The organism is Flavobacterium aquicola, assembly GCF_003385115.1.
Taxonomy (GTDB): Bacteria; Bacteroidota; Bacteroidia; order Flavobacteriales; family Flavobacteriaceae; genus Flavobacterium; species Flavobacterium aquicola.
The window spans coordinates 22,322-47,110 of the sequence record NZ_QUNI01000006.1 but is presented as its reverse complement, the minus strand read 5'-3'; the positions used below and the strand labels follow the sequence as shown (position 1 = coordinate 47,110).

General features: G+C 34.1%; 16 protein-coding genes. 5 read left to right on the top strand and 11 right to left on the bottom strand.

What is annotated here, in order from left to right:
• Positions 1 to 29: 29 nt before the first annotated feature.
• From C8P67_RS11535 to C8P67_RS11525, 3 genes are all read right to left on the bottom strand, one after another.
• A complete protein-coding gene (locus C8P67_RS11535) occupies positions 30 to 395 on the bottom strand; it encodes a four helix bundle protein (protein WP_115813334.1) in 366 nt (121 codons plus the stop codon).
• 47 nt (positions 396 to 442) lie between these two features.
• Positions 443 to 1,114, bottom strand: a complete 672-nt coding sequence (folE, locus tag C8P67_RS11530) for a GTP cyclohydrolase I FolE (protein WP_115813333.1) — start codon at positions 1,112 to 1,114, stop codon at positions 443 to 445.
• A 480-nt stretch (positions 1,115 to 1,594) separates the two neighbouring features.
• On the bottom strand, positions 1,595 to 2,791 hold the full coding sequence (locus tag C8P67_RS11525) for a pyridoxal phosphate-dependent aminotransferase (RefSeq protein ID WP_115813332.1): 1,197 nt from the start codon (positions 2,789 to 2,791) through the stop codon (positions 1,595 to 1,597).
• 125 nt (positions 2,792 to 2,916) lie between these two features.
• On the opposite strand from C8P67_RS11525, the gene C8P67_RS11520 reads away from it, so the two are divergent.
• Complete coding sequence (locus C8P67_RS11520; RefSeq protein ID WP_115813331.1) at positions 2,917 to 4,248, top strand: PDZ domain-containing protein; 1,332 nt, start codon at positions 2,917 to 2,919, stop codon at positions 4,246 to 4,248.
• A 38-nt stretch (positions 4,249 to 4,286) separates the two neighbouring features.
• Here C8P67_RS11520 and C8P67_RS11515 read toward each other — a convergent pair whose 3' ends face one another.
• On the bottom strand, positions 4,287 to 4,676 hold the full coding sequence (locus tag C8P67_RS11515) for a DUF1573 domain-containing protein (protein WP_115813330.1): 390 nt from the start codon (positions 4,674 to 4,676) through the stop codon (positions 4,287 to 4,289).
• Positions 4,677 to 4,838: 162 nt separating this feature from the next.
• On the opposite strand from C8P67_RS11515, the gene C8P67_RS11510 reads away from it, so the two are divergent.
• Positions 4,839 to 7,472: a valine--tRNA ligase gene (locus tag C8P67_RS11510; RefSeq protein ID WP_115813329.1), complete on the top strand. Its 2,634-nt coding sequence runs from the start codon at positions 4,839 to 4,841 to the stop codon at positions 7,470 to 7,472.
• Between the two features lie 125 nt (positions 7,473 to 7,597).
• Here the strand turns inward: C8P67_RS11510 and C8P67_RS11505 are convergent, their stop codons facing one another.
• Complete coding sequence (locus C8P67_RS11505) at positions 7,598 to 8,821, bottom strand: GLUG motif-containing protein (protein WP_115813328.1); 1,224 nt, start codon at positions 8,819 to 8,821, stop codon at positions 7,598 to 7,600.
• 360 nt (positions 8,822 to 9,181) lie between these two features.
• Between C8P67_RS11505 and C8P67_RS11500 the strand changes: the two genes are divergently transcribed.
• A complete protein-coding gene (locus C8P67_RS11500) occupies positions 9,182 to 10,228 on the top strand; it encodes a hypothetical protein (protein ID WP_147298226.1) in 1,047 nt (348 codons plus the stop codon).
• The gene (locus C8P67_RS11495; protein ID WP_147298225.1) at positions 10,188 to 12,470 is read left to right on the top strand and encodes a hypothetical protein; all 2,283 of its coding nucleotides are present in this window, start codon (positions 10,188 to 10,190) and stop codon (positions 12,468 to 12,470) included. Before C8P67_RS11500 ends, C8P67_RS11495 begins: the two co-directional genes overlap by 41 nt.
• Before the next feature lie 184 nt (positions 12,471 to 12,654).
• Here the strand turns inward: C8P67_RS11495 and C8P67_RS11490 are convergent, their stop codons facing one another.
• From C8P67_RS11490 to C8P67_RS11475, 4 genes are all read right to left on the bottom strand, one after another.
• The gene (locus C8P67_RS11490) at positions 12,655 to 15,057 is read right to left on the bottom strand and encodes a TonB-dependent siderophore receptor (protein WP_115813325.1); all 2,403 of its coding nucleotides are present in this window, start codon (positions 15,055 to 15,057) and stop codon (positions 12,655 to 12,657) included.
• Positions 15,058 to 15,339: 282 nt separating this feature from the next.
• On the bottom strand, positions 15,340 to 16,518 hold the full coding sequence (locus C8P67_RS11485) for an alpha/beta hydrolase-fold protein (RefSeq protein ID WP_115813324.1): 1,179 nt from the start codon (positions 16,516 to 16,518) through the stop codon (positions 15,340 to 15,342).
• Between the two features lie 5 nt (positions 16,519 to 16,523).
• Positions 16,524 to 17,696: a PepSY-associated TM helix domain-containing protein gene (locus tag C8P67_RS11480; protein WP_115813323.1), complete on the bottom strand. Its 1,173-nt coding sequence runs from the start codon at positions 17,694 to 17,696 to the stop codon at positions 16,524 to 16,526.
• A 79-nt stretch (positions 17,697 to 17,775) separates the two neighbouring features.
• Complete coding sequence (locus tag C8P67_RS11475; protein WP_115813322.1) at positions 17,776 to 20,175, bottom strand: TonB-dependent receptor; 2,400 nt, start codon at positions 20,173 to 20,175, stop codon at positions 17,776 to 17,778.
• Positions 20,176 to 20,285: 110 nt separating this feature from the next.
• Here C8P67_RS11475 and C8P67_RS11470 point away from each other — a divergent pair, with 110 nt between their 5' ends.
• A complete protein-coding gene (locus tag C8P67_RS11470) occupies positions 20,286 to 21,281 on the top strand; it encodes a helix-turn-helix domain-containing protein (protein WP_115813321.1) in 996 nt (331 codons plus the stop codon).
• 104 nt (positions 21,282 to 21,385) lie between these two features.
• Here the strand turns inward: C8P67_RS11470 and C8P67_RS11465 are convergent, their stop codons facing one another.
• A complete protein-coding gene (locus C8P67_RS11465) occupies positions 21,386 to 22,387 on the bottom strand; it encodes an FAD:protein FMN transferase (protein WP_170141455.1) in 1,002 nt (333 codons plus the stop codon).
• 200 nt (positions 22,388 to 22,587) lie between these two features.
• Positions 22,588 to 24,777 (bottom strand): PepSY domain-containing protein, encoded by a 2,190-nt coding sequence (locus C8P67_RS11460; RefSeq protein ID WP_115813319.1) that lies wholly within the window; start codon positions 24,775 to 24,777, stop codon positions 22,588 to 22,590.
• Positions 24,778 to 24,789 lie beyond the last annotated feature (12 nt).

Below are 24,789 nucleotides of genomic sequence, written 5' to 3'. Positions count from 1 at the left end.
CTGGTAAAGAATTCAACGATTAAACTTTTTTACCCTTGTGAAAGGTAGTATTTTTTTAAGCTATTAATTTGATTGCAAATTTTTTCAAGTTTTTCTCTACAAAATAAATATTCTTCTTCTGTAATATAATCAAGATCTTTTGAAATTATTAAATGGTTTAATGTTTCTGTTGCCGAAGAGTATGAAATTGTCAGAAAGTGAGCTTTATCTTTATTTGTGTTCCTAGAAGTTCCTTCAGCTATGTTTGTTGCAATAGATGACGAACTTCTTTTTATTTGAGATGTAATGGCATAAATTTCACTGGATGGAAAATTATTAGTCAGTTTATAAATTGTCAAAACAAATTCTCTGGAATTTTGCCAAACTTCAAGTTTCTCGAATGAAAAAACATACATACTTTAATCCGATTTAACAATTAAACAAATTAACGATTAAACGATATTTAGAATTTAGTTTCCAATTTAATGTAATCCAAAAACTCTCTTTTGATTTGTGCATCTTTGAATTTTCCGCCAAATTCAGAAGTTACCGTACTGCTTTCGATGTCTTTGATTCCTCTAGAGTTCACGCAAAGGTGTTTGGCGTCAATCACGCAGGCAACATCTTCAGTCCCTAAGGCTTCCTGAAGCTCCTGAACAATCTGCATCGTTAAGCGCTCTTGTACTTGAGGTCTTTTAGCAAAATGTTCAACAATACGATTCATTTTAGAAAGACCAATAACCCTTCCGCTCGAAATGTAAGCCACATGAGCTCTTCCGATAATTGGCAATAAATGATGTTCGCAGGTGGAGTAAAGCGTAATGTTTTTTTCAACTAACATCTCGCCGTATTTGTAATTATTCTCAAAAGTCGAAGCTTTTGGTTTTTTGTCAGGATTTAATCCGCCAAAAATTTCTTTTACAAACATTTTTGCAACACGATTAGGAGTTCCTTTCATGCTGTCGTCAGTCAAATCCATTCCAAGTGTTAATAGAATGCTTTCAACATCTTTTTTTATTTTTTCAATCTTTTCGTCATCTGTAATCGCAAAAGCATCGTCTCTTACAGGGTTTTTAGCATTTGTACTAATATGATTGTTTCCTATTTCGTCTTGAAATTCTTCGTTGTTTATCATTAAAAGATACTGTTATTATGATTGTCTATTTTTGAGGGGTAAAGATAATTAATAAAAAGGAAACATTTTCTATCGTTTTGGCTTTTAATTCTATCAATAAATAGAAGTTTATTATTGTTTAATAGGAGCAGAATATTTGGGTTTTATAACAGCATTGCTCCCGCTTTTCGTTACAATCTTGTATGCCGAAACCCGGCATACAAGGATTTTCACTGCAATCGGGGCTAAAGGACAGCATTTTTGTTTTATCAGAAGGACAAAGTAAGGTATGAAATGAAAAACTGCTATTCAGACCTAACAGGTTTTTAAAACCTGTTAGGTCTCTGCAGAAAACCTAAATTCTCTAAATCTCAAATTGATAATTATTCAAAACTTCCTAATGTCTTAAATACTAAGATTGGTTAAATGTTTTGGAATAAAAACAAAAAAGCAATATCGTTTTGAGCGATATTGCTTTTGATATTTATGATAAATCTTTTTTTATTTCGAATTATAAACGCTAATCGCTTCTTTCAAAATTCTAACAGCATTGATTAAATCTTCTTTTTTCAAAACATAAGCAATACGAACCTGGTTCAAGCCTACGCCGGGAGTCGAATAAAATCCTGCAGCAGGAGCGATCATTACCGTTTCACCATTCAGTTCATATTTTTCCAAAAGCCATTGCGCAAAGTCATCAGCATTATCAATAGGCAATTGAGCGATACAGTAAAAAGAAGCTTTCGGAGTTTTCACGATTACGCCGTCTATTTTGTTTAATTCGCTAATTAAAATATCTCTTCGCTCTTTGTATTCAACGATTACTTCGTCAAAATAACTTTGAGGTGTGTCAATTGCAGCTTCGCATGCAATCTGTTCGATTGTTGGCGGACATAAACGTGCTTGTGCAAATTTCATTGCAGCAGCTATAACTTCTCTATTTTTAGTAACCATACATCCAATACGCGCACCGCACATGCTGTATCTTTTGGAAACCGAATCAATCATGATGACATTCTGCTCGATTCCTTGCAGGTTCATCACCGAAAAGTGATGATCTCTTTCATCATAGATAAATTCGCGGTATACTTCATCAGCAATCAAAAACAAATCATGTTTTTTAACCAATTCTCCCAGCTGTTTAATTTCCGATTCAGAATATAAATAGCCTGTCGGGTTATTTGGGTTACAGATTAAGATCGCTTTAGATTTTGGCGTAATTGCTTTTTCAAATTCTTCAATTGTAGGCAGTGTAAATCCGCTTTCGATATTAGAAATTACAGGCACCACTTTCGCACTTGATTCTTCCGAAAAAGCGCTGTAATTGGCATAAAAAGGTTCAGGAATAATGACTTCATCTCCTGGATCCATGATACTTCCAAGAGCGAACAAAAGTGCTTCTGATCCTCCAGTAGTTATCATGATATCTTCATAACCAACTTTTACATCTTGTTTGGTGTAAAATTTGGCCAGTTTTTTTCGGTAGCTTTCGTATCCTGCAGAAGGACCGTATTCGATAATCGATAAATCAATGTTTTTTATCGCTTGGATGGCAATTTCTGGGCTCTTTATATCGGGTTGTCCAATGTTTAAATGATAGACTTTATGTCCCTTTTTTTTAGCTATGTCAGCATAAGGAGCCAATTTTCGGATTGGCGATTCCGGCATTCTCCGACCTCTGATTGAAATTTCAGGCATGATTATAAATTTGAGGTGCAAAATTGCAATTTATTTTCTAAAAACACTGTAAACATTGTTTCTATTTTATTGCTTTTTGCCTATTATTTTCGTATAATTGAATATTAATATAGAAATTTAACTAAATGCAAAAAAAGTGTGTAATTTTTCTTTTTTTTATAGCAATATCCTCAGTATTTGCCCAAGAGGGTTTTGTTTTTGAAAAAGGAATTGAAAAAGTTACGATCCCTATTACCTTAATTAATAATTTAGTTTTTATTCCTATAAAGGTAAATGGAGTAGAATTGAATTTTCTTCTGGATACCGGTGTTGAGGAAACTATTCTTTTTAGTCTGGAAGATAATCCAAATGTTAATTTTTTTAATTCCGAAAAAATAAGCTTGAGAGGGCTGGGAAGTGAAGATGCGATTGAAGGGTTGAAAACAACCAATAATATTTTGGAATTGAATGGTGTAAAAGCTAACTATCAGTTAATTTACGTTATTCTCGATCAGAGTTTTAATCTTTCTTCACAAATTGGTATTCCAGTAAATGGTATTATTGGTTATCAATTTTTTAAGAATAACTTGGTTCGTTTTGACTATGCAAATAAGAGAGTTGTTGTTTATAAAAATAATGAAACAAATCGAAAAAAAATCGAAAAAAAATTTGATAAAATTCCAATTACAATAGAGAAACTAAAACCTTATTTAATTGGGATAGTTGAAATGAAAGAATCCAGAGTTTCAACAAAATTACTCCTGGATACAGGGAATAGTGATTCGGTATGGCTTTTTCAGAATTTATCAGAAGATATTAAAGTTCCAGCTAAAAATTTTGATGATTTTTTAGGGAAAGGCTTTAGCGGTGATATTGAAGGGAAAAGAGCACGGGTAAAGAATTTTTCATTTGATAAATATACTTTTAGATCTCCGATTGTAGCTTTTCCAGATTCGAGTTCTATCAAAAGTGTCCGTATGGTTAAAGATAGAGCAGGATCTGTGGGAGGAGAAATTTTAAAACGGTTTTCGGTGGTTTTTGATTATCAAAACCAGCAACTCTATTTAAGAAAAAATTCTAGATTCAGTGAGCCATTTGGTTATAATAAAAGTGGTATCGAAATAAAGCACAATGGAATACAGTGGGTAAAAGAAACAGTGAAAATGGAAACAGTTCCATTATCCGGAGGGATTTCATTTGATAGGGAGGGAAATAATGTTACAAATGATTTTAGATATAAATTTGAGCTAAAACCAGTATATGAGATTGCTAATATTCGAAAAAAATCAGCAGCGGAAAAATCTGGTCTGCTGGTTGGAGACATAATAATATCTATTAATAAAGCACCAGCTTACCGGTATTCATTGGAAAAATTGAATGAAATGTTTAAATCAGAAGAAGATAAATGGATTTACTTGGAAATAGATAGGAATGGTAAAGTTTTAAAATTTGGATTTCAGCTGATTGATGATCTGTAAAAACAAAAAAACGCTTTTTAAAAAGCGTTTTTTTGTTTTTAATTTGTGAGTACTTCCCCTTTAATTTTGAGAGGAACTCTTCCGCCTTCATAATTTACAGCATTAGTCTCTAATGTTATAGTTTTTCGAATTGGACCAAGATTCATGTTGTATTTAATTTCAATTTTATCTGATTTTCCTGGTGCAATTGGCTGATTTGGTTTGTATAATATCGTGAAACTAGCAGTAGTCTGAATTCCGGTTATGGTTAACGGTGCATCTCCATTATTGGTAAATGTAAAACTTCGAACCCCATTATCAGTCGATTTTTTTACTTTTCCATAATCAACAGTATTTTCACTTTGCTGGATTTCAATCTTAGGGCCACTTTGTGCAAAGCCCATATAGCTTACGAACAATAATAATAAAAGAAATTTTATATTTTTCATTTGATTAGGTTTTTAGTAGGTATAGTAAATGTACTACTTTATAATTAATGCACAATTTTTTATTTCTCTTTTTATACTGTGCTTAATTATTTACTTTTGTCCTTTATATAAATATCAAAAATCAAACCAAAGTTTAATTTTGGTTTTAACAGTTGCTTTTTTATGACAATTCCTGCACAATTTGACGCTAAAACCATTGAAAATAAATGGTATGATTACTGGATGAAGAATAATTATTTTCATTCGGAGCCAGACCATAGAACACCTTATTCTATTGTAATCCCGCCACCGAATGTGACTGGAGTTTTACACATGGGACACATGCTTAATAATACGATTCAAGATGTGTTGATTCGTCGTGCTCGTTTGAAAGGTTTTAATGCTTGTTGGGTTCCTGGAACGGATCACGCTTCGATTGCAACAGAGGCGAAAGTAGTTGCCAAATTAAAATCCGAAGGGATCAATAAAGCTGATTTGAGTCGTGAAGAGTTTTTGAAACACGCTTACGAATGGACCGATAAATATGGAGGAACTATTCTTGAACAATTGAAACAATTAGGTTGTTCTTGTGATTGGGACAGAACCAAGTTTACAATGGATCCTGATATGTCGGCATCTGTAATTAAATCTTTTGTGGATTTATACAACAAAGGTTTGATTTATCGTGGGTATCGAATGGTGAACTGGGATCCGGAAGCGAAAACAACTTTGTCAGACGAAGAAGTTATTTATGAAGAACAACAAGGAAAATTATTTTTCTTAAAATATAAAATCGAAGATTCAGAAGATTTCTTAACGGTTGCAACTACTCGTCCTGAAACTATTTTCGGGGATACTGCAATTTGTATCAACCCAAATGATGAACGTTTTACTCATTTGAAAGGAAAGAAAGCGATTGTGCCAATTTGTGGTCGTGTGATTCCAATTATCGAAGATGAATATGTAGATGTTGAGTTTGGAACGGGTTGTTTGAAAGTAACGCCTGCTCACGATGTGAATGATAAGGCATTAGGAGAAAAACACAATTTAGAAATCATTGATATTTTCAATGAAGATGCAAGTTTAAATAGTTTTGGTTTGCATTATCAAGGGAAAGATCGTTTTGTAGTTCGTACTGAAATTGCTAAAGAATTAGAAGAAAAAGGTGATTTAGCAAAAACTGAAATTCACTTGAATAAAGTAGGAACTTCAGAAAGAACGAAAGCCGTTATTGAGCCAAGATTATCTGATCAATGGTTCTTGAAAATGGAAGATTTAGTAAAACCAGCTATTCAATCGGTTTTGGTTGATGGAGATATTAAATTGCATCCAGCACGTTTTAATAATACGTATGCTCATTGGTTAAATAATATCCGTGACTGGAATATTTCCCGTCAATTGTGGTGGGGGCAACAAATCCCTGCGTACTATTATGGTGATGGAAAAGAAGATTTCGTGGTTGCTGAAAATATTGATGATGCCTTAGCTTTGGCTAAAGAAGCTACAAACAATCAACAATTAACCATTAACAATTTAAAGCAAGATGCCGATGCTCTAGATACTTGGTTTTCTTCTTGGCTGTGGCCAATGTCTGTTTTTGGGGGAATTATGGATCCAGAAAATGAAGATTTCAAATATTATTATCCAACAAATGATTTAGTAACCGGTCCAGATATTTTATTTTTCTGGGTAGCGAGAATGATTATTGCGGGTTACGAATATGCTGGTGAAAAACCATTTACAAATGTGTATTTAACTGGTTTGGTTCGTGACAAGCAAAGACGTAAAATGTCTAAATCGTTAGGTAATTCACCAGAACCTTTGGAATTAATCGAGAAGTTTGGTGCCGATGGAGTTCGTGTGGGATTGCTTTTGAGTGCTTCCGCAGGAAACGATATTATGTTTGATGAAGAATTGTGTAGCCAAGGAAAAGGATTTACAAATAAAATCTGGAATGCTTTCAAACTGATTAAAGGTTGGGAAGTTTCAGATTCAATTTCACAACCAGAATCTTCAAAAGTAGCGATTGAATGGTATGAAGCCAAATTACAGCAGACACTTTTAGAAATCGAAGACAATTTTGAAAAATACAGAATCTCTGATGCTTTAATGGGGATTTACAAATTGGTTTGGGATGATTTCTGTTCTTGGTTCTTGGAAATGATTAAACCTGCATACCAACAGCCAATTGACAGCGTAACTTTTGCGAAAGCGATAGAAATGCTAGAAAACAACTTGAAATTGTTGCACCCATTTATGCCATTTTTGACAGAAGAAATTTGGCAACATATTGCAGAAAGAACTACAGAAGAAGCTTTAATCGTTTCGACTTGGCCAGAGTTAAAACCGTTTGATGCTAAATTAATTACTGATTTTGAAAATTCAATTGAAGTGATTTCCGGAATCAGAACGATTCGTAAAGACAAGAATATTCCATTCAAAGATACGATTGAATTGAAAGTAGTAAATAATGATAAAGCTTCTACTTATTTTGATTCGGTGGTAACCAAATTAGGAAATATCACATCTTTAGAATATGTTTCAGATAAAGTAGATGGAGCGTTGTCTTTCCGCGTAAAATCGAATGAATATTTTATTCCGATTACTGGAAATATTGATGTTGAAGCAGAAATTACGAAATTGACCGAAGAGTTAAATTACATTAAAGGTTTCTTGAAATCGGTTCAGGTGAAGCTTTCAAATGAAAAGTTTGTAGCCAATGCCAAACCTGAAATCATAGAAAACGAACGCAAAAAAGAAGCAGATGCGCTTTCTAAAATTGCTACAATCGAGCAGAGTTTGGCTGGATTGAAATAAGTCAATTATCTTAAAAAATTAAATCCCAATTCTGAAAATTTCAGGATTGGGATTTTTTTTAAATACTAATGCTTAGGACTTCGGATTATGTTTGCAAATGTATATTTGTTAGAAAATCGAATCAGTTATTGCCAAGACAAGATTGGGTAACCACCATTTATATTGGGGATTTTGTCCTGCTTCCATGCATTTGGTAAAATACTATTATTTAGGTCATTTACAAAGGAAACGGTTGTCATGTAGTTTTTTTCTTTACTAATGCCTCTGACAAGAACAATATTTGGGTCTAAAATTATTGAGCTACTTAAGTAATAACAATTATCAACATAATTAAATACATAATCATATCCTTTAGCAATTGGATTGCTGTATTCTTCTGATAATTTTGAAATTTCCCCTGTGTTATAGCAGTTGAATATTAGGCCTTGATCTTGTTTACCTGTAATACCAGCAACATATTTTTGAGCCAGAATTCTCCCCTTATTATAACAATTATTTATGTAGTTTGGAATATTTAAGTTCCTACCTCCCAAACTTAATCCGATTATTCCTCCTGCAATTTCTTTACTTGCCGTAATATTGCCAATGTTGTAGCACTCTTGTATAACACTATCATAATTAATTCCTATTATGCCTCCAACCATTGTCGTTCCTCTGATAGTTCCTTTGTTAAAACAATTTTTTATTTGGCCATTTGATCCAATATTGTCTCCAACTATGCCACCAATAAAAGCTTCTCCTTGGATACTTCCATTAAAGGAACAATTATTTATATTAAGGTAACCAGTTCCAGCAATGCCTCCAACTCCATCTTTTCCAATAATATTTCCTTCAAAGGAACAGTTTTCTATATTAGCATTTGCTTCACCAGCTATGCCTCCTACTGAATTTTGCCCTTCAATAGAGCCATTTATAATGCTTAAATTCTTTATTCTAGAATTTAAAGATCCAAATAGACCAGCAGGTTCATGCTCATTGGTTATTTTGATTTTTAAATTGATTATTTTTTTAAAATTCCCATCCAGATTACCAATAAAAGGCAAATCATAAATATTTCCAATTGGTATAAATAGGATGTTATTTAAATCAATATCGTTCATTATTTTGAAATATTTATTTGAAAAACGTTGGGCTTCTGCTGTTCTTGGAACAGCCTCATTTACTGTTTTTGATAAATAAACAAGATGTTCTGGGATTTCAATTTGATAAGGATCATCAATTGTGCCGGTTCCTTTTGTCCATTTGGTTGGTATAAAAATAGTTGGCTTGGTTTGAGTAATCTCCTCATGATTATCACATGAAAAGAAAAAAAGTGAAAATAGTAAGCTGAAAAAAAATCTGTGTTGCATAAAATCGAGTCATTTAATTGTAGAATAATCGTGTTAAAGATATAATAATTATTTAAAATTTAATGTTATAATGTATATGGTGCTGAAAGTAATTTCTCTTGTCGCTTGTGTTTCAAACAAAGTTGAGCCTATTGAAAGATAAAAAGAAGCCGATGCGCTTTCTAAAATTACTACAATTGAGCAGAGTCTGGCTGGATTGAAATAAGTAAATTATCTTAAAAAATGAATCCCAATTCTGATACTATTTTAGGATTGGGATTTTTTGTTTTCAGTCAAAAAAATGGTTTCATTGTTGATTTTGTATTTCGAAATTATATAATTTTAGTACGATTTTACACTTTAATAAAATCCCTATTCCTAATGAAAAAAATCGTTTTGTTTGTCTTTGTTTCTGCTTTGTTTTTGTCTTGTTCAAAAAAGGAAAATAAAGTAGAAAATGTTGAAAGAGCTTTTTATTACTGGAAAAGCAATACTTCTTTTGACGATGTATCCATTGAAAAAATTAACAAACTACAGGTTCAAAAAATCTATGTAAAATTTTTTGAAGTAGATTATAATGAAACGATGGGCAATTTTCCTTATGAAAAGAATAGGCCTAGAGAGTATGAATTCCGCCGGTTAGATTCGTTAGCTATTGTACCAACTATTTTTATTAAAAACGAAATCTTTCAATATAATACTGAAAAATCGCTGGACAAACTAGCAGATAATATTGTTTTTCTGATTGACAAATACCATAAAGATTACAGTGATAAAAACATTTTTGAGTATTCGGAAATTCAGATAGACTGCGATTGGACTAAATCGACCAAAGAGAAGTATTTCTATTTGCTGAAAAAAATAAAAGAACTATCCAACAAGGAAATTAGCTGTACTCTTCGGCTTTATCCCTATAAATATCCAGATATTATGGGAGTTCCGCCTGTGGATAAAGCAATGCTGATGTGTTATAATCTGATAAAACCCTTGTCCAGCAAAGATAAAAACTCAATTTTGGACATTTCCGAATTGGAATCCTATTTGAATGAAAGGCGCAGTTATCCTATGCATTTAGATGTGGTATTACCCGTATTTTATTGGACCCAATGGTATGAAAATAATCGTTTTTCGGGATTGGTAAATCTTAATTCGTCAGATATTGCAGGGTTTACAAAACCTGTAAAGCCATTGTGGTATGAGGTGACAAAAGACAGCACTTATCAATATGACACTTTTTTCAAAAAAGGAGACCAAATTAAATGCGAAGAAGTGAGTGCTGAAACAATCAGCAAAGCAATTTCGATAATAAAAAAGAATGTAGAATTGGACGCTAATACGACTATTTCCCTATTTCATTTAGATGACAGCACTTTTAAAAAATACAGTAATGAAGAAATTTCTAGTTTTTACAGTTCTTTTAGTAAGTAGTTTTTACAAGAGCATCGCATGTGGTTATTCGCCTTATGGGGAGGATATTAGGTATTGTTTATTAAGACCCGAATATTTCAAATATTCCCACTATAAAGCATTTTACTATAATGCTAATCTATGGGGGTTTGATTATGATCTAAATTCAAATAGTTACAAAACTAGTGTGGAAGCCAATATCTTGGATTGGTATAATTTTACCAATAGAAAGGTAAGTGTTGAATCTATTGAAGATTTCAATAATAATTTGACGCTTACGGATATTAGTCCCAAAAGCAATAATGATTTTATCCAATATCTTTATAAAAACGATAAAAAAGATGCGATTACCTATTTGAAGACAGCAAAGAACTGTGAAATGATTAATGGTTTTTTCGAGCAGGATGTTTGGGAAAGAGATGAGGCTGTGAACACAAATAAGAGAGGTGATTTCTTGAATAAATTAGTTAAAATTACCCAACAAGAACGCAATTCCTATTTTAAACGTAAATATGCTTTTTTGACGACTCGATTTGCGTATTATGCTGGAGAAATGGATGTTATAAAAACTGTTTTTGAGAATAATTTCAATAGAAGCAAAAAAGATTATCTGTATTATTGGAGTTTGTTTTTCTATAATTTTACAAAATCAGATGCTGAATCTATGTTGAATACAGCCAATTTAATGTCAAATTGTCCTGAGAAAACATATGCCAGTTATTACTATTTTCACGAAGGGTTTAAAATTTCAGAAGCTTTAAAGCATGCTAGGAGCAAAGAGGAAATTGCTAATGTTTATGCGTATGCTTCTGTTCAAAAAGTGGATAAGAACCTAGATTACCTAAAAGAAATTTATAAAAATAATCCAAAATCAGAAATTCTTGGGTTTTTGCTTTTGCGTGAAATTAATAAAATTGAAGATTGGGTTTATACACCTTATTATTCCAATTATTCTCCGTCGACACAATTTGATTATTGGAGTGAAGATAATGATAAAATTACTACTCAAATATTAAGAGACCGTTCTGAAAAAGACCGATTGTATGCTCTGAATGTTTTGGATTTTGTAGAATCCATCGATTTGAAAGCGATACAGGACCCTTTGGTTTGGGAAGCTTCTCAAATCAATCTGCTGTTTATGACCCGAAAATATGCCGATTGTTTACAGCATATAGCCTCATTCGAAAAAAAGTTTAAAAACGATAAGTCTTTAGAACAGATTGAAAAAATAAAAGCACTCTGCCTTACTGCCAATCAGGAAAATGGAAAAGCCATCATCAAGCATGAGATCCAAAATGTGATTTTAAAATATAAAAACGACGAACGTTTTATTTTTGCTTTGGGAAGAGAATTGGAGTTTAAAGGTAATATTACAGATGGAATTGCTTTAATCTCTTTATTGGAATCAAATTTTGATAATGGTTATGATACTAGCGATGTAGAATGGCAAGGCAATCGTATCCAAACATCAGGAAATTTGGAAGTGTTTTATACTTATTTTGACTATTTGGATTTTGTGTATTCGGCCAAGGATCTGCAGATTATTGTCAATAAATTGAAAGGAGGAAATTTAAGCCAATTCGAAAAAGCGATTTATGCCAAATTGCTTAAAGATAAAGATTATTTGAAGGATTTATTGGGAACAAAATACATTCGGGAAAATCAATTGAGTAATGCTTTAATTACTTTTAAATCTATAAATGAAAGATATTGGGAAGATAATTACAATGCATGGGAAAGAGGAAATTATGGCGATGATTATACTTTTGACCAGAATCCGTTTTATGATTTTAAACATACGGAAAACTTTATTGAACATAAAGAAAGGTTTTTGGTTACCAAACTTTCCATCACTGAACATTTGATAAAATACAACAATCTGGCCAATAATCCGAAAACCAAAGATAGAGATTATTACTATTTTCTTCTGGCGAACTGCTATTACAATATGTCAGATTATGGTAATTCATGGATGATGCGCCGTTATTTCAGCAGTACTTCTTATTTTGGGCAAGATTATGAAAATGAATCATATATAGACGAAATAGAGTACCGAAACAAACTTAAGGCTGTCGCCTATTACAAATTGGCTTTTCAAAATGCCAAAACAGCAAAATTCAAAGCACTTTGTCTGCGGATGATGGATTATGCTGAAGAGAATGAATATAGTGATTCGAAAAAGGTTGCCACACAATTTCCCGAATATAGTGTTGATTTGTCGGGTTGTGAAAATTTAGCAGACTATTTTAAATCCAGAAGATAAAAAAATCCCAATTCTGATATTATTTCGGAATTGGGATTTCTTTTAACGCCTATATTTCAATATGTTCTTGTCCTGATTAGTTGAAAAGCAACAAAAAAACCAAAAACTTTTTCTGTTTTCAAAAAGATGAAATAGACAGAAAAAGTTTTGGAAAAAAAAATAAAAAGCTTTTAATTAACAGTTTTTATAATTTGTATTTCAAGCTTACCATAAATTGAGTTGGTGCAATTGGATTCACACTGTAATTTTCGTGTACAGTATAGTTCAACTCGTTTGCGATGTTTGATACTTTACAAAGGACTGAGAATTTTTTCCAAGCATAACCTGCCGATACATCAACCGTTACATATCCTTCTAGGGGGATTTCTCTTTCTTGAATGCTTAGAGTAGTTGATTTTAATGGTTTAGGTTTCGTGGGATCACTTACATCAATAACTGGTAAACCTGTTGCAGGATCAAAAATTGTCGCGTAGTAGTATTGATTATTCCATCCACCTATACGGTTGCCGATATAATTACCAATTGCCCCCACTGATAATCCTTTTAGAATTCCTGTAGGAAGGGTATAAAAGAAGCTTAAGTTACCTGTGTTTTTTGGCGTTCTTGCTACACGGTCTCCTTCTATAAAACTTCCCTCTTTACCAGATGTTTCTGTGTAACGCATATCATTATAACTATATCCAGCAATGATGCTTAGACCTTCAAGAGGTCTTGCAGTAACATCAATTTCTACTCCTTCACTTTTTGTTTCGCCACTTAAAACTTTTAAAGTTGTGTCAGTATTAGGGGTAATTCCATCCGCTTTAAATGCCGCCGTTTGAACTAAGTTGTCATTTGTAATTTGATAAATAGTAATATTAGTGCTTAAAATTCCTTTCCAAAAATCTGTTTTAATACCTGCTTCGTATTGATCTATAATCGAAGGATCAAGAGGCTCATTATTAAATGTATTTCCTGTGTTTGGTGTAAATGAGTTAGAATAGCTTGCAAATAAAGACATATCTTTTAGTGGCTGGTATACTAATCCAATTTTTGGAGAAAAAGCATTATCCATTTTTTTGTCAGCAACTGTAGGAATTGCATTTTCAGGAGATATAGTCTGAACACCATTTGTCAGCGTTTCTTTATAGGTAGTAGCTTCTGCTTCTTGCCAAGACCAGCGAATACCAGCTAAAACTTTAATTTGACTAGTAACTGAAATTAAGTCTTGAAAATAGACCCCAAAACGATTAGTATCTGTTTTTAGTATTTGAGTAGTCCTAGCATTTGGGATATCATTTCTTTGTGCTGAGGGATCAAAATCAAAAAGATAAATAGTATCATATAGATTAGGATCGTTTTTGTATGATCCATCAAATTGTCTTACAGCTACAGCCTTTTCATTAAATGCGAGGTTATAACCGGTTGTAAATGAATTTTCCCAATCTACACCAGTAAATATTTGATGTTTAATGCTTCCTGTATTAAATGTTCCTTGCAAACTCAATTGGTCACCAGCTATTTGTTCTAAGTTTTTATTTTGAGTTAATGCTCTGTTCCAGTAGCCAGTAGTAGGGTAAATTATCGGATCATCTAAATTAGATAATTGAGAAGTTGATTTTTGAGTTCTTCTATAAGTTTGGTAAGAACTATTGAAATTTAACTTCCAGTTTTTGTTAAAATCATGATTTAATAATACAGAAGCACTGGCTGATTTCGTATTTCCAGTAGACCATAGTGCACCAAAGTATTCATTGCGTGGTAAATCCAATATTTCTTTTCCAATGATCCCTGTTCCAAAATCGGGAGTCCAGTCAGCATCCAAGTAATCTCCCTGTAAAGTAATTTGTGTTTTATCAGATACTAAAAAAAGTAGGGACGGGTTCACATATAAGCGTTCATTTTTTACGACATCTCTAAAACTTTCTGAGTTTTCGTAAGAAGCATTAATTCTGTATGCAATAGACTTATTTAGAGGTCCGTAGAAATCAACAGATGGTTTATAGTAAGCATAACTTCCAGCCTGCATCGTGATTTCACCACCGTTTTTGAAAGAGGGTGTTTTAGTAACTAGATTTAAAATTCCTCCTGGAGCTACATTGCCATATAGTAAAGCAGAACTTCCTTTAAGGAATTCTACACGTTCTAATCCGGCTACGTCTGGAATGGAACCTGCATTATAACGAAAACCATTTTTGAACATATTATTGGTTCCCATGTCGTAACCTCTTGAGAAAAATGATTCTTGAGCTCCACCACGGGCTGAACTTACATAAACTCCATTTGCATTTTTGATAACGTCGCTCAAACGGATTGCCTGCTGCTGTTCGATTACTTCAGAGCCTATTACTTGTACACTTTGGGGCGTATCCATTGGTTTTAATCCAGAGCGTAAAGCAGTAACTTTTGGTAATTTATTTCCAGTAACAATAACTTCTTTTAATTGCTGGCCTTTTTTCTTTACAGTATCATTTACTGATTTTATGCTGTCGGAAGCAAAATAGTAAAGGCTATTGTCTTTTGTGCTGTTTGCGTTACTTGCAACGTCTTGCGCTTGACTGTTTAAACAGAAAGCAAAGAACGTAATGGGGATTAAAATGTATTTCATGCCGTTTTATTTGGAATAATTAAAAATAACGGTGCAAATATAAAACCTCATTTTCGATACTGCAACTTATTTAGACTAAATATCAATAATATTTTAATAAATTTTTAACTATTTGGAATACAGTTTTTTAATTGTTATTTTTTCTGTTTTTTGATTTTCTACTGGCTCTTTTATGTTGATAATGATAGGGTTGTAATTTCAAAAGGACTAAAAAACCTCCTGCAAAAGACGAAAGGCAAATTTTTTTATTTCATTTTTTGTTAAAAAAGTGCTTTCAGATTTTTATTCTGATTCTAAAAGCTTTCTAGCTTCTTTATTATTTGGCGAAAGCTGTATTGCTTTTTCATAGGAAAGTTTGGACTGTGATTTTTCTCCTTTATTTTCATAAGCTTTACCAAGACTTAAATAGACATTTCCACTGTTCGGATAATACTTTTTTGCCATCATAAAAAAAGCAAGCGCGTTGTCAGTTTGTTTTTTTTCCAGACAAAAGTTTCCCATCCAGTCCAAATAGCTTTCTGTTGGAATAAATGTAAAACCAGTTTGTTTCGAAAGTTTTGCAAACTGCTGTTCTACCAATGACGGATTTTGCATGGCTTCTTTTACCTGTACCAAATGTTCTTTGAAAATAAACCGCAAACCATCATATTCTGCCGGAATGGGTACCGTTCCGTGGTCTTCATTTTCATAATATTTAAATGCCCAGCGGAGATTTTTAGGGTTTTTGGAAGTTAATAGTTTTTCAAATTTTCTGATTCCTCTTGCCATATCAGTTGTTGTGTCCTGCGGAATACTTATTTTATTGGCCATAGCCACATAAATACTGCGGTTCTCAAAATCTTTTTTGTTGAAAATAGAATCCGTCTTTTTGATCATGATTTCATTATCCCACCAAAGGCTTGGGTCAATAATAGTGTATGCATTAAACAGTTTGGTATGGTGTAGCAGAATATTTACAGCTGTCAGCCCGCCAAAAGAATGTCCATTTAATATGTTATAGCCAGAAGTTCTGTAACGGGAATCGATGTACGGACGCAGTTCGGTTTCCAAAAAAGAAATGAAATTTTTATTACCGCCGCTTTGGTCAAAGAATTTTTTGCTTTTATCGAAAAAAGCCTGTCGATTAGCTTCAGTTGGAGTTAAATCTCGGGTGCGGTTGGTATTTGTAATTCCCACGACAATCATTTGCGGAATCATTGCATAAGGCCCTTTTGCCAGTGAATGCTGGATTCCAGTAAACGAATGGAAATTATTTTCAGCATCCAATAAATAAACTACTGGATATTTGGCTGGAGCAAATTTTTTATTGTTGTAATCGGGTGGAAGGTAAATCCAAAAGTTTCGTTCTTCATTTAAAACTTTAGAAAAAATATGATGCCTGCTTCCGATAGTAATGCTGTCTTGCGAAAAGGAACTGCTGGCATAAAAAAGTATGAATAGGAGTAAAACTGTCTTTTTCATGTTACTTAAATTAATTGTTCTTTTTTCTTTTTGTTGGTGCGTCCGTACCAAATAATAAATCCGGTAACCGGTAAAGCAGTACAGATTAATCCAACGAATAAAGTCAGTGTTTTTCCGATCCAGCCTGCCCAAAAACCAATATGAAGGTTCATTGTCCAGTCGTCGATTTCCAGACCGTTCATCACTTTTACCGGAATTTCCATTTCCTGACCAGTATAACGGTTGATGGTGAAAGTTTTTCCGTTTTCAACACCTTTCAGTCCAATGTTTTCGGCTGTAACGGCATATAAAGTAGTAATGCTGTCTTTTGCAGCAACGGATAATTTGACTTGTTTGATGTTTTTATCTTTCGAAAATAATTTTTGGATAATAGGATTTAGCGGAGCAAATGTTTTAGTGCTGTCATATTTCGGTTTAATATCTCGGAATAAAGAATAGGCTTTTGGAGTTCCTCCAAATATTTTATGGGCAGCATTTCCCAGCGGTTTGTTGACAATAATCAAACCCGTAACAGTAATAAACAGAGCAGGTAATAAATTATAAAAACCAGGAACATTGTGCAGGTCGTAATTCAGCCGTTTGAAACTGGCTTTTGTTTTTATCGTAAAGCTTTGTTTTTTGGTTGAGCTGTTCCATTTTTTTGGCCACCAAAGGATAAGTCCTGTAATAAGTTCTATAAGGAAAATCCAAACTGAAATTTCAACAATCAAATTGCCGGTTTTTCCAAATGGGATGTGACCGCTGTGAATGTGAGCAATAACATAGAAAAAATCATAAGCTTTGCCAGAATCCAGAACTTTGCCTGTATAAGGATCAATCCATGAAAACTGCAAATCTCGTTCTTTGGTAGAAGAAGCCAGTTTGATGGTTCTTTCGGGATCTCTGTAAATGATGTAATAACTTGCCTTTCTTTCTGGTTTTTGCTGTTTGAACGCTTTCAGAATTTCTTCAGGCGAAAGTCTTTGTGCTTTTACTTCTTTGACATACAAGGAATCATACGCCAATCCGTCGATAATGTTATCACAATAAATGAATAAAACTCCTGTCAGCGCTACAATAAATACGATTATTCCGGAACTGAGACCTAACCACAAATGCAGCCAATGATTGAGTTTGCTCCATTTGCTTTTTTGCTTGGATTTTTTTGGTATTACCGTTTTTTGAGAATTCTTTGTCATGATACATTAATTATAAAACCAAGCTAACGAAGGTTTCATCCATCATTAGCTTGGAAAAAAATAACTAGACTAATAAAATTTAAAATTTATAGGTAAGATTGGCTACCAATTGTCTTGTCGGCATCATTGTAGCCCAGTAATCAGAAGACCAATAATCTTTGTTAGCAATATTGTTTAATTTTAATCCAATTCTGAATTTTGGTTTTTCGTAGAAAACTGTCGCATCCATTATGGTATATCCGTTTACAGTAAATGTATTGGTGTCATTTGCAAAACTGTCGCTTTGAGTATTTCCTCCAAAACCAAAACCAAGTCCTTTTACTTTACCGTCCAATATTTTGTAGCTCATCCAAAGATTAGCGACATTTTTTGGTGCAGAATAAGGTGTTTTCCCTTCTGATGATCCAGATGTAAATTCACTTTCATTGTATCCATATCCCATAATTACATGGAAACCTCTAAACGGATTAGCAATCAAATCGGCCTCAAAACCTTTACTTCTCTGCGTACCGTCTTGTACAGAATACAATGAGTTATTAGGATCTGTACGTACTTTGTCTTTCACCTGAATGTCATAATAACTAAGAGTTCCGTTTAATTTTCCGCCTAACAATTCAAGTTTTACACCGCCTTCCAGCTGATTTGCCTGTTCTGGTTTGAATTCAGTCGGTGCAGCAGGATTCGATGTCAAACCTGCTCCAACATTACTGAATCCGTTCATGTAGTTTCCAAAAACAGAAACTTTCTCTTTTATTACTTGGTAAATTAAACCCAGTTTTGGAGAAACTGCATTTTGGTTATAATTTGCAATTCTATTTTCGTTGTGATCCCAGCGGACACTAGCCATTCCAATTAATTTATCGGTAAAATTCACAACATCAGATACGTAAGCGCTTGTTGTTCTTAAATCTCTGTTGTTTACAGTGCTTGGCGCCGGCATCGCGGCAATCATCTGTTTGTATTTTTCCATATTGATGAATGGAGCAGTGCCGTTTATTGGAGTCAAAGGATTACCTGCTGATGCATCATAGGAATTAATAGTCCATCTGTTGTCATTGGTACTGATGTAAGTATAATCTAATCCAAGTAAGAGACGGTTTTTGATGTTTCCAATATTGAAAGTTCCAACAAAATTCTGTTGCAATTGACTAGTTTTGAAAACACTGTTGATGTTCATTAATCTGCGCTGTAACAAAGGTTGTGTTGTTGCTGAAGCTGGCGTATTTATCAGCAGAAATAAATAATTCGCTTTGTTGTCTGTAAAGGCATTCGAGAAATTAGTCTGTGAAATCCATTGATCTGATAGTTTATAAGTAGCTCTGGCAAAAACATTGGTGTTTTTAGCTTCGGATTGTAAGTCGTCTGTAGTGTATGATTTTTTAAAATCAAAATTCAAATCATTAAAGCTTTTATATTCAGAAGTTACTGGATTTAAATTTCCTAAACCAATGTAGCTGGCATTTCGGCTTCCGCTGTACATTTCTACATCAAAATCAAAAGTCAATCGGTCACTTACTTTATATTGAAATGAAGGAGCAATAATGAAAGTTCTGCTTTTGCCATAATCCTGCCATGTTTTTTGGTTGTCCAAAGCAGCATTTATCCTGAAAAGCATTGTTTTATCATCGTTAAGAGCGGTATTAAAATCGATGGCTGTACGGCTTAGTGCCCAGCTTCCGGTAGTATAACTCACTTCACCTCTGGTTGCCTCAAAAGGTTTTTTGGTAACTCTGTTTACAAGTCCGCCATAAGTGGTTAATGCAGAGCCAAATAAAGTAGCTGAGGGTCCTTTGATAACTTCGATACTTTCCAAATTTACCGGATCGCTCATTGTTACCCAGTTGGTGTTCATTCCATTACGGATGGAACCTGCCGCCGATGCACCGCTAAAACCGCGCATTCTTAAACTTAATCCAACTCCGCCAGAACCCACACTTTGCGTAACGTTGCTTAAACCAGGAGCAGTGCTAAGCGCGCTTCTAAAGTCAACTGCGATTTGTTCCTGAAAAAGTTCTTTTGGGACAACGGTATAGACCTGCGGATTTTCAAGATTGCTGATAGGAAGTCTTGAAACATATTCACTTTTCTTTTCGGCAAATTTCTTCGCCGCCGAAACTACAACAACTTCATTTAATTGTTTTAATGAAGATTGTAGCTGAAAGTCAGCGGTTGTTGTTTCATTGGTAGTTACAATTACTTCCTTGGCTGATGGCTGATGTTCCATCGTGTTTATTTGAAGCTGATATTTACCTGTTGGAACTTTATTAAAAATATAATTTCCGTTTGTATCAGATGTTGCTGATTTTTTTAATTCCAGTATGGTAATCGTAACAGCTTCTCCAACTTTATCGTCAGATGTAGTTACCGTTCCTCTAATTGTTCCGGTATTTTGCTGTGCAAATATATTTGTAGAAGTAAGAATAAGAAGCAGAATAATTATTTTGAATAAGGGCAGTAATGATTTTTCGGTAATAATCATGGTTATTATTATTTAGATTAATTAAAAATTGATAATTTTACGCAAAAGTACTTTGTTAATGAAAACATAATTAACGCAATCAGTATTAATAGTAACGCAAAACGGATTTTATGAAAACTGAGATGAGAAGCGAGATATTTGAAGGAAATTCGGTTGTGGTAAATGACCCGATTCAGTTTAATAAAGAGCATCTTGTCGAGAAGAAAATTGACTACAACCACAAAGGAGTCAGCGGAATTATTACCGATATCATGCTCAACGGAATTCATTTGACGATTCGGGAAATAACGATTCAGGCAGCATCCTATTCCATCGAAATTCAGCACGATTTCTCTTTTGTTAAACTGCATATCGAAATAGAAGGAGATAATGAATACTGCCCTGAAAACCCATTAGAAAGAGGAATTTATATTCCGCAGGGACATTACAACTTGTTTTATCTTCCGGTAATAAAAGGCGTTTTAAATTATCGGACTAAAAAAAGAAAAACTTTAGAAATTACTTTTACCGAAGATTATTTGGAGCAATTGTTTTATCCCAATTTAAAAACCGCCATCCCTTTATTGGCTGATGCCATAACGAATAAAACTCCGTATGCCATGTGGGATTCAAGTAAAAGCATATCGCCAAAATTGTATATTTTGATTGAAGATATTATTCAGTGCAATTATACCGGAGCGATCAAAAAAGCGTTTTTGGAATCCAAGGTTGTTGAGATTCTTTCGTACTTGTTTACGATTATAAATGAAGAAGAAAATACAAAAATAAGCGAAGATTTAAGTTCACAGGATTATCTGAAAATTGTTGCTGTCGAGAAGATTCTCAAAGAGCAGTTCAAAGAAAAACACACGCTTGCGAGTATTGCAGCACAAGTGGGCTTGAATGATTTTAAGTTAAAAAAATATTTCAAAATCGTTTATAATACTACTGTTTTTCATTATTTGACGGAGCTTCGAATGGAATATGCCAAACAATTAATTATGGAAAACGATTATTCAGTTGCTTTGGTTTCTGAAGAATTGGGTTATAAAAACCCGCAGCATTTTACTGTAGCGTTTAAAAAGGTATTTGGGTATTTGCCAAGTAAATTAAAAATGGAACATTAAAAATTAATAAACACGAATTTGCTTCGCCAGTCGCTATCGCTCGAGTCACTAATTGACACTAATTTTTTAAGAATTATATTTTCGTGAAATTAATATTCAAAAAACTAAAGTTTAGTCTTTATTTTTTTGATTCTGAAGTTTTTTGATTTCACTACTTTCCCTTCGTCTGTAATCATTAGGCAACTGTAATCAGGGAATTTGTCGAGTAAAAGCAAACCTTTCTTTTGTCCTAAAATCATTAGCGAAGTACTTAATCCATTGGCGGTTTCGGCATTTGGACCTACAACAGTAACACTGCAAAGACCCGTTACAGGATAGCCAGTTGACGGATTTATGATGTGGGAATATCGTTTGCCGTTAAAAATAACAAATTTTTCGTAGGATCCGGAGGTCGTAACCGCACCTTGTGTGAGCGGAATTGCACCTAATAGGTCATCTGGATGAAAAGGATTGGTAATGCCTATTTTCCAAGGTTTTCCGTTAGGTTGTTTTCCCCATGTGCTCATATCGCCAGTGCCGTTTACAATACCTGCCTTGATTCCTTTTGCTAGCATCATTTCTTTGCATTTGTTCGTTGCATAGCCTTCTCCGAGTGCTCCAAAACCAATTTTCATCCCTTTTAATTTCAAGAAAATGGTTGAGTTTATGCTGTCCAGAATAATGTTTTTGTAACCTACTTTTTCGACCGATTTTTTAATGGCTTCCGCCGAAGGCATTTCGGTCATTGATCCGTCGAATTTCCATATTCTGTCCATGGCAGCGAAGCTGATGTCGAAACCTCCGTTGGTTAGTTCCGAGAAATGAATGGCTCTTTTCGTTAGTTCAAAAACTTCTTTATCGACTTTTACGGGCTGAATTCCGGCATTTCGGTTTACTTCGGATATTTGAGTGTTGGGTTTCCAGTCGGAGATTAGATATTCGATTCTTGAAATTTCACTGATAACTTCATCAATACTTTGTTCAGCCGAAAGAGAATCTTTGGCAACAATTGTAATATCAAAACGCCCGCCCATGAGCATTGTGGCTCTTTTTCGAAGGACTTGACTGTTGCTTGTTTGGATTAGAAAAAGGAATGATAAAATTGCTATAAAGTATTTTCTTTTCATAATGATTTCGTGTTCTGCCTATATACGCGATTGCTCTGTTTCAGCGTTTCTATTCATAAAGTTTGTCATTCCGAGGTAGGAGGAATCTCCGCTTGCTATTCCGTATCGTGAAGCCTTTGTTTGTAGAGCTACTTGTGAAGATTCCTCCTACGTCGGAATGACAAACTAAACGGATATTGAGCTGTCGAAATATCAAAAAATTAATAACAATCTGTCAAAATCTGACCTTTGCTTATATAGCTGGAAAGGGTTGTGTTATTTTTTGCCAAACAAATTGCGTCAAGGATATTTTCGACATCAAACTGCATTTTTAGTGCTCCGCAAATCATTATAGTGCCTCCGTTGGCCAATAAATCAGCAAAAAAATCTTCGTCTCTTTTGATTAAATCCATTACATAATGATGATCCTGTTCACGGGAAAATGCCAAGTTGATGTTCCTTAATTGTTGTTTTTGAATCATTTCGGAAGCAAGTGTTTCGTAACGGGAAGTGATCTCAGTTTTTTTGCGGAAACCGCTATATAAATGGATTTCGGCTTTTTTCTTGTTTTGTTCAATCATTCCCAAGAAAGGCGCAATTCCGGTTCCATTTGAAATAAGAGCCACTTTTTTGGCTTTTTTAGGAAAATGAAAAGCATGGTTAGGAACTATTCTGGCTTTGATGATATCACCCGCTTTTGCGTTGTATAAAAATCCGGAGCCCAAACCGGAAGGATGTAATTTTACCGCCAATTGGATGTTTCCGTTACTGCTTCCAATGGAATAGAGACGTTCTCTATTGTCATTGGCGGGATAAATCGCTAATAAATCTCCAGAGGTAAATCTGCTTCGCATTCCAGCGCGCAATGTCAGTATAAAGGTTTGTTCATTTTCGGAAACTGTGGTTTTTTCCATTACCATTAATTTTTCTAAATCTTTCGGGACATGATTGTACAACGATGGAGTAGTGGCCAATTGGAAACCAGTTTTGTGATTCCATTGTTTTACCCATTCGACAAATTCTTCGGCCGATTTGTCGTTTACTGTCTGAAGATCAATGTAGCGGTGCGCCCAATCCTGATTCGAAAGCAATAGATCAATTTGTTTCGCGTAACCGCAAAAATCGGGATATGATTTGGAACCAAAACCAATTACGGTGTAGTTAATTTTTTGCTGTTGATTGTATTTGGTCAAAAGAGATTCGAACTTATCAGCATTCGATGGTGCATCACCTAAGCCATACGTTGAGGTGAAAATTAATAAATGCTCGGCTTTTGGGTAAACATTGTAATTGTTAAGCTCTGTAATATGTGCTTTTTCTCCGTCATCGGTTAACTGTTTTAGGATTGAATTGGCAAATCGTAAAGAACTACCATTTTCGGAACCGACGAGCAGAATGTATTTGCTTTCTTCGGCCTTGAATTTGTTTTTGATTCGGCTTGCTCTTCTTTTGAAAGTCATTGCAAAACCGGAATAGATAAAAAACAATATGTTTAAACTTGCAAGTCCAAGGATGAAAGCCCAAATGGCATTGGTTCTTCCGGTATGAAGGTCAAGGCTTAGATTTGACAAGAGAGTTGTTGCTGGGAAAAGTTTTTCGCTTACAACGGTACCGGTAACTTGGTTGACTTCAATTTCTCGGTCTTTTAAGGTAATGATATAATATTCTTCGGGATCGTCTGAAAAAGGGAACTCTATTTTTTCAACATCGGCCAAAAGTGTACTCTTAAATATAGAGGTTTTGTCCGAAACCAGTGTTGGTTTTACGGTTTCCTGCTGTTCTTTGGAATCTGTTTTTGGAATGAAAAAATTGAATTTTTCCAATGTGAGATAGGTTCCTGTAACTGCAATAATCAATATCGGAATCAGTGCCAATCGGCCTAATACGACATGGTAGTATTGCGCAAAATATTCTTTTACTATTTTGGAAAAAAAGTTGCGCAGGCCTCTTTGTCTTTTTAGGATAAGAACAAAGCCAGAAATGGAAATTAATACTAAAATAAACGAAATAAGCCCAACGAAAAAACGTCCCGTTTCGTGAAGAAATAACGAGCGGTGAAGCGCTGTTGTCCATTGAATAAATTCGCTTTTCTTGATGGGTGTCCCCAAATTTTTTCCGGTTCTTGGGTCAATATAGGCTTTGACATCGTTGTCTTTTTGGTCGAGCCCTTCTAAAGTTACAAACTGATTGTGATCAACTGTTACTTCGGTTATTTCAGGATAGGTTTTGCGAAGAATCGGCAAGGTTTCTCCCAATGTTATTGCATCAAAATTTTCGGCTCGGTAAGAAACTGTTTTTTCCTGAATGGCATCAACCGCGAGTATGGTTCCGGTTACGGATGCTAATAGTAAAAACAACGAAGAAAATACCGCCAAGGCCAAGTGGGAGTAACGCCAAAAAGAAAGAGTCATTAGTAAGGGTTT

Excerpts from the sequence above, each read along its gene's own strand:
- C8P67_RS11535 (WP_115813334.1), bottom strand. The coding sequence starts at position 395 with ATGTATGTTTTTTCATTCGAGAAACTTGAAGTTTGGCAAAATTCCAGA.
- folE (WP_115813333.1), bottom strand. The coding sequence starts at position 1,114 with ATGATAAACAACGAAGAATTTCAAGACGAAATAGGAAACAATCATATT.
- C8P67_RS11525 (WP_115813332.1), bottom strand. The coding sequence starts at position 2,791 with ATGCCTGAAATTTCAATCAGAGGTCGGAGAATGCCGGAATCGCCAATC.
- C8P67_RS11520 (WP_115813331.1), top strand. The coding sequence starts at position 2,917 with ATGCAAAAAAAGTGTGTAATTTTTCTTTTTTTTATAGCAATATCCTCA.
- C8P67_RS11515 (WP_115813330.1), bottom strand. The coding sequence starts at position 4,676 with ATGAAAAATATAAAATTTCTTTTATTATTATTGTTCGTAAGCTATATG.
- C8P67_RS11510 (WP_115813329.1), top strand. The coding sequence starts at position 4,839 with ATGACAATTCCTGCACAATTTGACGCTAAAACCATTGAAAATAAATGG.
- C8P67_RS11505 (WP_115813328.1), bottom strand. The coding sequence starts at position 8,821 with ATGCAACACAGATTTTTTTTCAGCTTACTATTTTCACTTTTTTTCTTT.
- C8P67_RS11500 (WP_147298226.1), top strand. The coding sequence starts at position 9,182 with ATGAAAAAAATCGTTTTGTTTGTCTTTGTTTCTGCTTTGTTTTTGTCT.
- C8P67_RS11495 (WP_147298225.1), top strand. The coding sequence starts at position 10,188 with ATGAAGAAATTTCTAGTTTTTACAGTTCTTTTAGTAAGTAGTTTTTAC.
- C8P67_RS11490 (WP_115813325.1), bottom strand. The coding sequence starts at position 15,057 with ATGAAATACATTTTAATCCCCATTACGTTCTTTGCTTTCTGTTTAAAC.
- C8P67_RS11485 (WP_115813324.1), bottom strand. The coding sequence starts at position 16,518 with ATGAAAAAGACAGTTTTACTCCTATTCATACTTTTTTATGCCAGCAGT.
- C8P67_RS11480 (WP_115813323.1), bottom strand. The coding sequence starts at position 17,696 with ATGACAAAGAATTCTCAAAAAACGGTAATACCAAAAAAATCCAAGCAA.
- C8P67_RS11475 (WP_115813322.1), bottom strand. The coding sequence starts at position 20,175 with ATGATTATTACCGAAAAATCATTACTGCCCTTATTCAAAATAATTATT.
- C8P67_RS11470 (WP_115813321.1), top strand. The coding sequence starts at position 20,286 with ATGAAAACTGAGATGAGAAGCGAGATATTTGAAGGAAATTCGGTTGTG.
- C8P67_RS11465 (WP_170141455.1), bottom strand. The coding sequence starts at position 22,387 with ATGAAAAGAAAATACTTTATAGCAATTTTATCATTCCTTTTTCTAATC.
- C8P67_RS11460 (WP_115813319.1), bottom strand. The coding sequence starts at position 24,777 with ATGACTCTTTCTTTTTGGCGTTACTCCCACTTGGCCTTGGCGGTATTT.